Source organism: Kineococcus haloalkalitolerans (genome assembly GCF_050871905.1).
Lineage (GTDB): Bacteria > Actinomycetota > Actinomycetes > Actinomycetales > Kineococcaceae > Kineococcus.
Map to the genome: position 1 here is coordinate 21,899 of NZ_JBJLSH010000045.1, position 12,079 is coordinate 33,977.

At 76.3% G+C, this 12,079-nt stretch carries 11 protein-coding genes; 8 read left to right on the plus strand and 3 right to left on the minus strand.

The genetic code is table 11. The features are described from left to right. The first annotated feature begins 56 nt into the window (after positions 1-56). Positions 57-1,070, plus strand: coding sequence for a DNA polymerase III subunit delta (holA, locus tag ACRYMY_RS16105; RefSeq protein ID WP_432548241.1), 1,014 nt, complete (start codon positions 57-59; stop codon positions 1,068-1,070). A 112-nt stretch (positions 1,071-1,182) separates the two neighbouring features. On the opposite strand, the gene rpsT is transcribed toward holA, so the two are convergent. After that, the gene (gene rpsT / locus ACRYMY_RS16110) at positions 1,183-1,443 is read right to left on the minus strand and encodes a 30S ribosomal protein S20 (protein WP_432548242.1); all 261 of its coding nucleotides are present in this window, start codon (positions 1,441-1,443) and stop codon (positions 1,183-1,185) included. Positions 1,444-1,630: 187 nt separating this feature from the next. On the opposite strand from rpsT, the gene ACRYMY_RS16115 reads away from it, so the two are divergent. From ACRYMY_RS16115 to lepA, 3 genes are all read left to right on the plus strand, one after another. Next, positions 1,631-1,948: a hypothetical protein gene (locus ACRYMY_RS16115; RefSeq protein ID WP_432548243.1), complete on the plus strand. Its 318-nt coding sequence runs from the start codon at positions 1,631-1,633 to the stop codon at positions 1,946-1,948. A gap of 73 nt (positions 1,949-2,021) precedes the next feature. Then, complete coding sequence (locus tag ACRYMY_RS16120) at positions 2,022-2,990, plus strand: SDR family oxidoreductase (protein ID WP_432548244.1); 969 nt, start codon at positions 2,022-2,024, stop codon at positions 2,988-2,990. A gap of 122 nt (positions 2,991-3,112) precedes the next feature. Further along, positions 3,113-4,963 (plus strand): translation elongation factor 4, encoded by a 1,851-nt coding sequence (gene lepA, locus ACRYMY_RS16125; RefSeq protein ID WP_432548245.1) that lies wholly within the window; start codon positions 3,113-3,115, stop codon positions 4,961-4,963. A 232-nt stretch (positions 4,964-5,195) separates the two neighbouring features. Here the strand turns inward: lepA and ACRYMY_RS16130 are convergent, their stop codons facing one another. Both ACRYMY_RS16130 and ACRYMY_RS16135 read right to left on the minus strand, forming a co-directional pair. Further along, positions 5,196-5,873, minus strand: a complete 678-nt coding sequence (locus ACRYMY_RS16130; RefSeq protein ID WP_432548246.1) for a hypothetical protein — start codon at positions 5,871-5,873, stop codon at positions 5,196-5,198. A 25-nt stretch (positions 5,874-5,898) separates the two neighbouring features. Continuing rightward, the gene (locus tag ACRYMY_RS16135; RefSeq protein ID WP_432548247.1) at positions 5,899-6,717 is read right to left on the minus strand and encodes a DUF1206 domain-containing protein; all 819 of its coding nucleotides are present in this window, start codon (positions 6,715-6,717) and stop codon (positions 5,899-5,901) included. Between the two features lie 127 nt (positions 6,718-6,844). Here ACRYMY_RS16135 and hemW point away from each other — a divergent pair, with 127 nt between their 5' ends. The 4 genes from hemW (at position 6,845) to ACRYMY_RS16155 (ending at position 12,052) form a co-directional block, all read left to right on the plus strand. Further along, the gene (gene hemW / locus ACRYMY_RS16140; RefSeq protein ID WP_432548248.1) at positions 6,845-8,065 is read left to right on the plus strand and encodes a radical SAM family heme chaperone HemW; all 1,221 of its coding nucleotides are present in this window, start codon (positions 6,845-6,847) and stop codon (positions 8,063-8,065) included. Between the two features lie 263 nt (positions 8,066-8,328). Further along, on the plus strand, positions 8,329-11,160 hold the full coding sequence (gene mbhE / locus ACRYMY_RS16145; RefSeq protein ID WP_432548249.1) for a hydrogen gas-evolving membrane-bound hydrogenase subunit E: 2,832 nt from the start codon (positions 8,329-8,331) through the stop codon (positions 11,158-11,160). After that, on the plus strand, positions 11,157-11,570 hold the full coding sequence (locus tag ACRYMY_RS16150; RefSeq protein ID WP_432548250.1) for a sodium:proton antiporter: 414 nt from the start codon (positions 11,157-11,159) through the stop codon (positions 11,568-11,570). Before mbhE ends, ACRYMY_RS16150 begins: the two co-directional genes overlap by 4 nt. Next, on the plus strand, positions 11,567-12,052 hold the full coding sequence (locus ACRYMY_RS16155) for a proton-conducting transporter membrane subunit (RefSeq protein WP_432548251.1): 486 nt from the start codon (positions 11,567-11,569) through the stop codon (positions 12,050-12,052). Before ACRYMY_RS16150 ends, ACRYMY_RS16155 begins: the two co-directional genes overlap by 4 nt. Positions 12,053-12,079: the final 27 nt, after the last annotated feature.

Here is a 12,079-nt window from a genome sequence, read left to right on the forward strand (position 1 = left end):
GCCCGCGCCGCCCGGCGCGGGCCGGTCCTGTCCGGGGCGGGTGGCAGGCTGTCGCCGTGCCCAGCAGGACCCCCAGCCGCTCCCGCGCCGCCGCCCCGGGCGTCGGGGCGCACGACGTCGCGCCCGCCCCGGTCGTCCTGCTCACCGGTGGCGAGGACCACCTCGCCGACGTCGCGCTGCACACGCTGCTGGCGAAGCTGCGCGCCGCCCACCCCGACCTGGAGCGCACCGACGTCGCCGCGGCCGGCTACCAGGCCGGTCAGCTGGCCACCTGGACGTCCCCGTCGCTGTTCGACGAGCCGTCCCTCGTCCTCGTCGACGGCGTCGACGCCGCCAGCGACGCCTTCGTCACCGACGTCCTGGCCTACCTGCCCGCCCCCAGCGAGACCGTCGTCCTCGTCTTGCGACACCGCGGCGGCAACCGCGCCAAGAAGGTCCTCGACGCCGCCCGCGAGGCCGGCGCCACTGAGGTCGCCTGCCAACCGCTCAAGCGCGACCAGGACAAGGTCGACCTCGTGCTGGCCGACGTGCGCCGCGCCCGCCGCCGCATCGACGTCGAGGCCGCGCGCGCCCTCGTCGCCGCGCTCGGCGGCGACCTGCGCGAGCTCGCCGCCGGCCTGGCGCAGCTGCTGTCCGACACCGAGGGCACCGTCACCACCGCCGACGTCGAGCGCTACCACGGCGGCCGGCGCGAGGCGTCCGGCTTCGAGGTCGCCGACGCCGCCGTCGAGGGCCGCGCCGGCGAGGCCCTCGCGCTCGTGCGGCACGCCGAGGCCACCGGCGTGCCCGGCATCCTCGTCGTCGCCGCGCTCGCCGCCCGCCTGCGCCAGCTCGCCCGCGTCGCCTCCGCCGGGCGCGGGCGCAGCGCCGACGTCGCCCGGGACCTCGGCATGGCCCCCTGGCTCGTCGACAAGGCCCGCCGGGACCTGCAGGGCATGTCGCCGGAGGGCCTGGCCGAAGCCGTCCTCGCCGTCGCCGCCGCCGACCACGCCGTCAAGGGCGGCGGGGAGGACCCCCGCTACGCCCTCGAGCGCGCCGTGCGCGTCACCGCCCAAGCGCGGGAGCGCTGAGCCGCGCTCGGCGCCCCCGGGGCGGTCGCGGCCGGGCCGCCCGGCCCCGGACGCGACGGAGGCCGCACCCCCGAGGGGGTGCGGCCTCCGTGCTGGCGCGGACGCGCGAGGCTCAGAGCCCGGCGGCGACCTTCGCGATGGCCGACTTGCGGTTCGCGGCCTGGTTCTTGTGGATGACGCCCTTGCTGACGGCCTTGTCGAGCTTCTTGCTCGCCAGCTTCAGCGCCGACTGCGCCTTCTCGGCGTCGCCGGCGGCCGCGGCCTCGCGGAACGCGCGCACCGCGGTGCGCAGCTCCGACTTGACGGCCTTGTTGCGCAGGCGCGCCTTCTCGTTGGTGAGGATGCGCTTCTTCTGCGACTTGATGTTCGCCACGTGCGGTGTCTTCCTGTCCTCGAAGGGTTCCGTCCAGAGGGCGGTCCGGTCACCGGGGACTCCGGCGTGGGGGTACCGGGGAGACGGTGTCGGACCGTGACCTCCGCGCACCGGCGAAGGCGTCGTCAAGCCTAACAGCCGTCACCGCCGCTGGCGGGCCGCGGCCGCGACCGCGAGCATCGGGGACGTGAGCGGGCAGCCGGGGGCGGACGGGCGCTGGGGCGGCAGCGGCCGCTGGGTCGAGGGCGAGCGGGTGTTCGGCCCGCCCTCGGGCACGGTCGACCCCGACTGGGTCGCCGGGATGGTCCTCGACCGCGGCACCGCGCCCGGCGCCGACCGGGTCGCCCTGGCGCAGGCCGCCCAGACGGCGTGGGAGGCGCGCGCCGACGGCGCCGACCGGGCCGGGCAGGAGCAGGCGCTGCGCGACGCCGGCCTGGACGCCCCCACCGCCGACGCGGTCCTCGCCGCCCTCGACGACTTCGTCGCCTCCTACGGCACGGGCTGACCCCGCTCCACCGCTGCCCGGCCGCCGCGCGTTTCCCCGCCCGCGGCCGGGGTAGGTCGCCCTCGTGAAACCGGTGAGCGAGCAGGTGGTCGTCGTCCTCGGCGCGTCGAGCGGGATCGGCCGCGCCACGGCGCTGGCCCTGGCCCGCGAGGGCGCGTCCGTCGTGTGCGCCTCGCGCGGCACGGAGGCGCTGGAGTCCCTGGTGCGGGAGGTGGAGGAGGCGGGCGGCACCGCGGTCGCCGTGCCCACAGACATCACCAACCCGTACGCGCTGGAGGCGCTCGTCCAGGCCGCCGAGGGCCGGTACGGGCGCGTGGACACCTGGGTCAACGTCGCCGGCGTCAGCGTCTACGGCAGCGTGCGCGACGTCCCGCTGGAGGACTTCCGCCGCGTCCTGGAGGTCAACCTCCTCGGCCACGTCGCCGCCACCAAGGCGGCCCTGCCGGCGCTGGAGCGCGCCGGCGGCGGGGTCGTCGTCGGCATCGCCTCCGCCGAGGGGGCCCGCGCCGTCCCGCTGCACGCCCCCTACACGGCCTCGAAGTTCGCCCTGCGCGCCTTCTACGACGCGCTGCGGGTCGAGCTGGCGCAGGAGGGCTCGCCCGTGCGGGTGACGACCCTGCTGCCCGCCGGCATCAGCACCCCCTTCTGGGAGCGCTCGCGCAACCTCACCGGCGGGCACCTGACCAAGCCCCCGCCGCCGGTGTACGCGCCCGAGCTCGTCGCCGCGGCCGTCGTGCGCGCGGCCACCCACCCGCGCCGGGAGGTGCCCGTCGGCGGCGCGGCGTACGGGTTCCTCCTCGGGCAGCGGATCAGCCCGGCGCTGACCGACGCCCTCATGAGCCTCGTGATGCGCCGCGCGCAGACCAGCGACCGGCCCGACACGGGCACCGACGTCCTGGACCGGCCCGCCCCCGGCCCCGGGCAGGTGCGCGGCGACCACCCCGGGCACGTCGCGCGCCACAGCCCCGCCACGGCGCTGGCCGCGCGCCTGCCGCGCCCGGGGGAGCTGCTGACCGCCGCGCGGGCCCGCCTGACCCGCTGACCGCCGTGCGCTGAGCGGAGCGGGGCGGGCGGGGCGTCCGCGCGCGGGAGCGCCCCGCCCGCGCGTGCGACGATGGACGTCCGCACCCGCTCGACGAGAGGCCGACCCCGCCCGTGTCCCCGATGGCCGCCGACGCACCGGTCCCCGCCGCGACGCCGCCGGACCGGCTGCGCAACTTCTGCATCATCGCCCACATCGACCACGGCAAGTCGACGCTGGCGGACCGGATGCTGCAGCTGACGGGCATCGTCGACGAGCGCGCCATGCGCGCGCAGTACCTCGACCGCATGGACATCGAGCGCGAGCGCGGCATCACCATCAAGTCGCAGGCCGTGCGCATGCCGTGGGGCGTGGACGACGTCTCCTACGCCCTCAACATGATCGACACCCCCGGGCACGTCGACTTCACCTACGAGGTCTCCCGCTCGCTGGCCGCCTGCGAGGGGGCCGTCCTGCTCGTCGACGCCGCGCAGGGCATCGAGGCGCAGACCCTGGCGAACCTGTACCTCGCCATGGAGAACGACCTGGAGATCATCCCGGTCCTCAACAAGATCGACCTGCCCGCCGCGCAGCCGGAGAAGTTCGCCGAGGAGCTCGCCGGCCTCATCGGCTGCGAGCCGGAGGACTGCCTGCGCGTGTCCGGCAAGACCGGCGAGGGCGTGCCCGCCCTGCTGGACCGCATCGTCGAGCGCATCCCCTCGCCGGTCGGGGACGCCGACGCCCCCGCCCGCGCGATGATCTTCGACTCGGTCTACGACACCTACCGCGGCGTCGTCACCTACGTCCGCGTCATCGACGGCCGGCTCAGCCCCCGCGAACGCATCGCGATGATGTCGACCAAGGCCACCCACGAGCTGCTGGAGATCGGCGTCAGCTCCCCGGAGCCGACCCCCTCCGACGGCCTCGGCGTCGGCGAGGTCGGCTACCTCATCACCGGCGTGAAGGACGTGCGCCAGTCCAAGGTCGGTGACACCGTCACCAACGCGCACAAGCCGGCCTCGACGGCGCTCGGCGGGTACCGCGATCCCAAGCCGATGGTGTTCTCCGGCCTGTACCCCATCGACGGCTCCGACTACCCGCTGCTGCGCGACGCCCTGGACAAGCTGAAGCTGAACGACGCGGCCCTGTCCTACGAGCCGGAGACGTCCGTCGCCCTCGGGTTCGGGTTCCGCATCGGGTTCCTCGGCCTGCTGCACCTGGAGATCGTCCGCGAGCGCCTGGAGCGCGAGTTCGACCTCGACCTCATCTCCACCGCCCCCAGCGTCGTCTACGAGGTGACGATGGAGGACGGCAAGACGGTCACCGTCACCAACCCCTCGGAGTTCCCCGGCGGCAAGGTCGCCGAGGTCCGCGAACCCGTCGTGCGGGCCACGATCCTCGCGCCCAGCGACTTCATCGGCGCGATCATGGAGCTGTGCCAGCAGCGCCGCGGCGACCTGCTCGGCATGGACTACCTGTCCGAGGACCGCGTCGAGATGCGCTACCAGCTGCCGCTCGCGGAGATCGTCTTCGACTTCTTCGACCAGCTGAAGTCGCGCACCCGCGGGTACGCCTCCCTGGACTACGACGTCGACGGCGACCAGGTCGCCGACCTCGTCAAGGTCGACGTCCTCCTGCAGGGCGAGCAGGTCGACGCGTTCAGCGCGATCGTGCACAAGGACAAGGCGTACGCCTACGGCGTGCAGATGGCCGGCAAGCTCAAGGAGCTCATCCCGCGCCAGCAGTTCGAGGTGCCCATCCAGGCCGCCGTCGGCGCGCGCATCATCGCCCGCGAGAACGTGCGCGCCATCCGCAAGGACGTCCTCGCCAAGTGCTACGGCGGTGACATCACCCGCAAGCGGAAGCTGCTGGAGAAGCAGAAGGAGGGCAAGAAGCGGATGAAGATGGTGGGGCGCGTCGAGGTCCCGCAGGAGGCCTTCATCGCGGCGCTGTCCTCGGACGCGGCGGGGGACAAGGCGAAGGCCAAGAAGTAGGTGGTGCGGTTCCGTCCCCACGCGCAGGGTCGCGGGTGGGGTGCGGTGCGGTCCGGGGACGCCGTCTCTCCGCCCTGCGCCCGGGATCGCGCGGCCGTCGGGCGGGGTGGACGGGCGCGGGCTCCGGACGACGGCGTCCCCGGACCGCACCGCCCCTGCGGCCGGTGGTCGCCCCGACCGGTCCGGGCGGGGTCGCATCCGGGTCGTCGGGGCAGCGCCGCGGCGGGGCGGGTCAGCCCTCGAAGGCGGCGCTGGCGGTCACGGTGCCCGGCGGCACCTCGGTGAACCCGCCGTCGCGCACGTCGACGCGCTCGCCGGCGGGCGCGACGGGAGCGCCGACGAGGACCCGCACGCCGAACCCGCCCGCGCGCCAGGCGGCGGTGGCGTCCGCGGGCAGCTGCTCCCACGCCAGCTGGGCGGCGTGCCCGACCTGCGCGGCGGCCTTGCCCGTCGTCATCCGCACGTCGGGGCACAGGCGCACCGTCAGCAGGTCCGCGGCGGGGGAGGGGACGACGAGGTCGTCGGGGTCGGCCAGGTCGAGGCCGCCGACCTGCAGGGGTCGCAGGACGTCGGGGACCTCCTCGCGCCGGTGCGGGGCGAACGCGCGGACCACGGCGTCGCCGCTGCGCGCCTCCACGTGCGCCAGCTGCGCCGTGCGCTCCCAGCGCACCCCGCGGGCCCGCCGGGTGATCTTGCGGATGCGGCGGTCCCGCCACGCCCGCACGGGCGCGGCGAACTCCCCGTCGGGGGAGGTGGTGCGCTCGTCGGTCAGCAGCAGGACGACGGCGCGCGCCGCCGCGACGAGGACGTCGGTGTGCGCGGGCAGCGGGTCGCGCTCGACCCGCGCCACGAGCGAGAGCGCCCACGCCTCGTCCTCGTCGGGCGGCGTCCAGGGGCTCGCGGCGTCCACGCCGCGATCGTAGGAGCCGCCGGCCTCAGGCCCGGCGTCGACGGCGCGCGGTGAGGATCTGGAAGACGCCGTAGGCGGCCAGCCCGAGCGCGACGAGCAGCAGCAGGACGGTGCCGTACGGCTGGGAGGCGATCTCGTGGAAGGCGGCGTCCAGGCCGCGGGAGCGGGCCGTGTCGCCCGTGGAGGAGATCACCACGAGGACACCGACGACGCCGAAGGCGACGCCGCGGGCCACCCAGCCGGCGACGCCGAGCGCCCGCAGCGCGGGGCTGAGGACGCCCTCGACCTTCTCCTCGAACTTCTTCTGCACGCCCCGCACGACGAACGCCACGCCCACGGCCACGACGACCAGACCGGCCACGACGAGGACCGCGGCACCGCCGGGCGCCTCCAGGACCCGCTGGGTCAGGCTCTGCTGCTGCTCGCCCGCGGAGGACCCGCCGCCGGTCAGGACGCGGACGGTGGACACGCCCAGGGCCAGCGCGACGACCGCCTTGGCGGCCGCGGACAGCCGCCGCGACGTCTCCTCCCCGGTGATCGCCTCGACGACCTGCCAGGCCACCATCGCCAGGAACCCCAGCGCCAGCAGCGCCAGCAGCACCGTGCCGAACGGCTGCTCGGCGATGCGCTGCAGCGCGCCGGTGGAGTCCGCGCTCTCCCCGCCGGACCCGGACCCGCCGAGGGCGACCTGCGCCGCCAGCCACGCGACGAGCAGGTACACCACGCCCTCGGCCGCCACCCCGGCCCGGCCGACCTGCTTCAGCGTCCTGCGGTGCCGCTGCGCGAACTTCTCGCCCTGCGCTGCTGCGTCCTGCGCGCCGGCCTTGGCGCTGCGGGTGGACATGGTGCCCTCCTCGTTCCCGGCGGCGCCCCGGGTGCGCCGCACCTGTGCGTCGGAGGGTCCCGCGGACGGCGCCCGCGCGCACCCCGGGACGGCCGGAGCGGCCCGCGCGGTGGGCGAGACTGGAGGGGTGCCGAGCGCCCTCCCCGACGGCGAGCCCGTCCCCACCGACGGAGCCCTGCCGCCCGCCGCCCTCGCGGACGCCGGCGCCCGCACGTTCGGCGTCTACCTGCACGTCCCGTTCTGCCGCGTGCGGTGCGGGTACTGCGACTTCAACACGTACACGGCCACCGAGCTGGGCGGTGGCGCCTCGCAGGCCTCCTACGCCGACACGGCGCTGGCCGAACTGGACCTGGCCGCCCGCGTCCTGACAGCCGCCCCGCGCCCGGCGTCCACCGTGTTCGTCGGCGGGGGCACCCCGACGCTGCTGCCGGCCGGCGACCTGGTGCGCCTGCTGGACGGCGTGCGCGAGCGCTTCGGCCTGGAGCCGGACGCCGAGGTCACCACCGAGGCCAACCCGGACTCGGTGACCCCCGAGTCGCTGGCGGCGCTGCGCGCGGGCGGGTTCACGCGCGTGTCCTTCGGGGTGCAGTCGGCCGTGCCGCACGTGCTGGCCGTGCTGGAGCGCACCCACGACCCCGAGCGCGTCCCGTCCGTCGTGCGCTGGGCGCGCGAGGCCGGCCTCGACGTCAGCCTGGACCTCATCTACGGCACGCCGGGGGAGTCGCTGGACGACCTGCGCACCAGCCTGGACGCGGCCCTGGCCTGCGAGCCGGACCACGTCTCCGCCTACGCGCTCGTCGTCGAGCCGGGCACCAAGCTGGCCGGCCAGGTGCGCCGCGGCCTGGTGCCCGCGCCCGACGACGACGACGAGGCGGCCAAGTACGAGCTGGTCGACGAGGTCCTGACCGCCGCCGGGTACTCCTGGTACGAGGTGAGCAACTGGGCCCGCGGTCCCGAGCACGCGTGCCGGCACAACCTGGCGTACTGGCGCGGCGGCGACTGGTGGGGCGTCGGTCCCGGCGCGCACAGCCACGTCGGCGGGGTGCGCTGGTGGAACGTCAAGCACCCGGCCGCGTACGCGCAGCGGCTGGCGGCGGGGGAGAGCCCCGCGCACGCCCGCGAGGTGCTGGACGCCGGTGACCGCCACGTCGAGGACGTGCTGCTGCGCTCGCGCCTGGCCGAGGGCATCGAGCTGGCGGCCGTGACCGGACCCGGCCGCGCCGCCGTCCCGCAGCTGCTGGCCGACGGCCTCGTGCGGCCCGTCGGCACCGGGTTCGCCCGCGTGGCCCTGACCCGCCGCGGGCGCCTGCTGGCCGACACCGTCGTGCGCGCCCTGCTCGCCGACTGACGACCGCCCTTCCCTCCGTGATCTTGCTGGGAAACCCTGCAAGATCACGGAGGGAGGGGAGGGGAGCACAGAGGGGAGGGGAGGCGGTTCGCCCGGGTCACCACGTGCGGGGACGGGCGCGGTCCGGTGTGATCGGCGCGTGAGCGCGCGACGGTCGAGCAGGAGCCGCCGGTGACCCACCGGCCACCACCCGTCCGCCCGCCCGCCGTCCGGCGCCCGGCCGACCCCCGGCCCCGCGGGCGCCGCCGTCGCCGGAGCCGCACGTGATCCTCGTCGCCTCCCTCCTGGCCCTGGCGGTGCTCGCCGCGCTCAGCCCCCTGCTGGCGCGGGTGCTGCGCCGCGAGACCGGCTACGTCCTGGCCGCCGGCTTCCTCGCCGTCGCCGCCCTCCTGCTCACCGAGGCCCCCGCCGTCCTGGACGGGCAGGCGGTGCAGGCCAGCGCCGAGTGGCTGCCCTCCCTGGGCGTCAGCTCCGCCCTGCGCCTGGACGGTGTCTCGCTCGTCTTCTGCCTCGTCGCGCTCGTCGTCGGCGCCCTCGTGATGGCCTACTGCTGCCGGTACCTGGGGGAGGCCGAGGCGCGCGGGCCGGTGTACCCGCTGCTGGTGGTCTTCGCCGGGTCGATGGTCGGGCTCGTCCTGGCCGACGACCTCGTGCTGCTGTACGTGTTCTGGGAGCTGACCACCCTGTGCTCCTTCGCGCTGGTCTCCACGGCCGGCACGGCCGCCGCGGGTCCCGGCCGCCAGGCGCTGCTCGTCACCGTCGCCGGCGGCCTGGCGCTGCTCACCGCCGTGGTGCTGCTCGTCGTGGCCACCGGCACCACGCGCGTCTCGGAGGTCCTCGACGACCCCGGCGCGGTCCTGGCCTCCCCGCTCGCGGTGCCCATCGGGATCTGCCTGGCCGTCGCCGCGTTCACCAAGTCCGCCCAGCTGCCCTTCCACTTCTGGCTGCCCGGCGCGATGGTCGCCATGACGCCCGTCAGCGCCTACCTGCACGCCGCGACCATGGTGAAGGCCGGCATCTACCTGCTCGTGCGGGTCAGCCCCGTCTACGCGAGCCAGGACTGGTGGACGCTGCTGCTGCTGGCCGTGGGGCTGTCCACCGCCCTGGCCGGTGCCGTGCAGGCGCTGCGCGAGCACGACCTCAAGGCGATGCTCGCCCAGTCGACCGTCAGCCAGCTCGGCCTGCTCGTGGCCGTGATCGGCGTCGGCACCTCCACCGCGCTGGCCGCGGCCCTCCTGCACACCATGGCCCACGCGCTGTTCAAGGCCACCCTGTTCATGCTCGTCGGGATCGTCGACAAGCAGACCGGCAGCCGCGACGTGCGCGAGCTGTCCGGGCTGTGGCGGGTCATGCCGTTCACAGCCGCCTGCACCGGTGTGGCGGCCCTGTCCATGGCCGGGGTGCCGCCGCTGCTGGGGTTCGTGTCCAAGGAGTACCTGTTCGAGGGGTTCCTGTCCGCCGACGTCCTGCCGTGGGCCGGGCCCGTCGCGGCCGGCCTGGCCGTGGCCGCCTCCGCGCTGACCTTCGCGTACGCCGCCCGCATCGTCTACGACGCCTTCGGCGGTCCCACCCTGCAGGCCCGGCTGCGCGACCCGCGCCCGGCCTTCCTCGCCCCCGCGGCCATCGCCGCCGTCGCCGGCCTGGCCCTCGGCCCCGCCGTGGCGCTCTTCGACCCGTTCGTGCGCTCGGCCGCCGCGGCCGCCCTGCCCGGCGGCGACCCGCCGGAGGTGTACTTCTGGCACGGCTTCGGGGTCGAGCTGGTGCTGTCCGCCGTCACCGTCACCGCCGGGCTGGTCCTGTTCCTGGCCCGCGACCCGGTCGACGCCGTCCTGCACCGCCTGCCCGACCCGTGGGGGCACCGCGGCTTCGACCGCCTGCACGCCGGCCTGCTCGCCCTCGGCGGCGCCACCCGGCCCCTGGACGAGGCCGGCGGGCGCGCCGGGCACCTCGCCCGGCCGCTGGCCGGGGTCGTCGTGCTCGGCGGCGCCGGGGTGCTGGCCGCCGGTGCGCTGGGCCCGTCCGCGCCCCGGACCACCGACGTCGACCCCGGCGAGTGGCTGCTCACCGGCCTGCTCGCCGCGGGTGTGCTCGGCGCCGCCCTCACCGGCTCCACGCTCGTGCTCGTCGCCCTCATCGGCGTCGTCGGCCTGTTCGTCACCCTGTGGCTGCTGCTGGCCGGCACCGTCGACGTCGGCACCACGCTGCTGCTGGTCGAGGTGCTCACCACCGTCGCCCTCGTGCTCGTCGTCCACGGCGCGCCGTCGGCCCTGCCGCGCTCGGGCCGCGCGCGCCGCCTGGGCGCGGGCGTCCTTGCCCTCGCCGCCGGGGCCGTCGCGCTGGCCGCCACCGCCGCCTTCACCGGCCGGCGCGAGCGCTCGGGCGCCGGGACCTACTTCGTCGAGAACGCCGAGGCCCTCACCGGCGGCACCAACGTCGTCAACACCGTCCTCGTCGACTTCCGCGGCGTCGACACCTTCCTGGAGAGCGTCGTCGTCGGCGTCGCCGCCCTCGGCCTGCTCGCCCTGCGCGGGCGCGCCCCCGTGCGGCACGGCCTGCCCGACCCGCACGCCCACGAGCGCTCGCAGGTCCTCGGCCTGGAGGACGTCGTCCTGCGCGTCAGCCTGCGCCTGCTCGTGCCCGTCATGCTCGTGCTGTCGCTGTACCTGCTGTGGCGCGGGCACGACGAGCCCGGCGGCGGGTTCATCGCCGCCCTCGTGGCCGGCACCGCCGTCGTGCTGCGCTTCCTGGCCGGTGAGCCGGACGGCGTGCGCACCGAGCGCGGGCGCGCCCTGCTGGAGCCGCGGCTGCTGGCCGGCGCCGGGACGCTGCTGGCCACGGCCGTCGGCGTGGCGCCCGTCCTCGCCGGCGGGGCGCTGCTGACGCCCTTCGACGTGCCCGGCCTGTCCGCCGTGGGGATCAGCTCCGCGCTGCTGTTCGACCTGGGCGTCTACCTGCTCGTCCTCGCGCTGATCACCGCCGTGGTGCGCTCCCTGGCGCCCGACGAGGCCGACCCCCGCGAACCCGACCGCCCCGAGCACCCCGGAGCGGCGGGGCGCGCCGAGCCCGCCGCCGCGGGGGACAGGAGCGCGCGGTGACCACCCCGATCGTCGTCGGCCTGCTCGTCGCGGGCGGCACCTACCTGCTGCTGCAGCGCGGGATGCTGCGCGTCGTCGTGGGCTTCGTCCTGCTCGGCCACGCCGCCAACCTGCTGCTGCTGGCCGCCGGCGGGCCCGCCCTGCGCGGCGTGCCGTTCGCCCAGGAGGGCCTGGACGACGGCACCGCCGACCCGCTGCCGCAGGCGTTCGTCCTCACCGCGATCGTCATCGCCTTCGCCATCACCGTGTACCTGCTCGGCCTGCTGCGGGCCGGGCGGCCCGGCCCCGAGGACGGCGGCGGCACCCCGCCGCCGGGCGAGGAGGACGCGGCCGCCGCGGCACCGGGCGGCCACCGGAGCGACCGGCGGGCCGACCACCGCGGCGACCCCGAGGCGGAGGGCTGGACGTGAACGCGCTGCTCGTCGCCCCCGTCGCGCTGCCGCTGCTGGTGGCCGCCGTCCTGCTGCTGCTGCGCGGCCGCCTGGACCCCCGGGCCGGGACCGCCCTCGCCGCCGCCTGCGCCGCCGTGGTCGTCGTCCTCGGTGCCGTCCTGCTGGCCCGCACCCTCGACGGGCAGGTGCCCGTCACCCAGCTCGGCGGCTGGCCCGCCGGCATCGCCGTCGTCCTCGTCGCCGACGCCTTCAGCGCCCTGCTGCTCGTCCTCACCTCCGCCGTCGTCCTGCTCGGCCTGCTGTACGCGTTCGGCACCGGCGAGGCCGCCTCCGAGCTGTTCGCCCCCCTCGTCCTCGTCATGTCCGCCGGCGTCTCCGGCGTCCTGCTGACCGGCGACCTGTTCAACCTCTTCGTCTTCGTCGAGGTCGTCCTCGTCCCCAGCTACGTCCTCCTGCTGCTGGCCCGCGGCGCCCGCGGCGCCGCGCCCGGCCCCCTCTAACTTAACGGCAAACAGCTGGGCGACTCC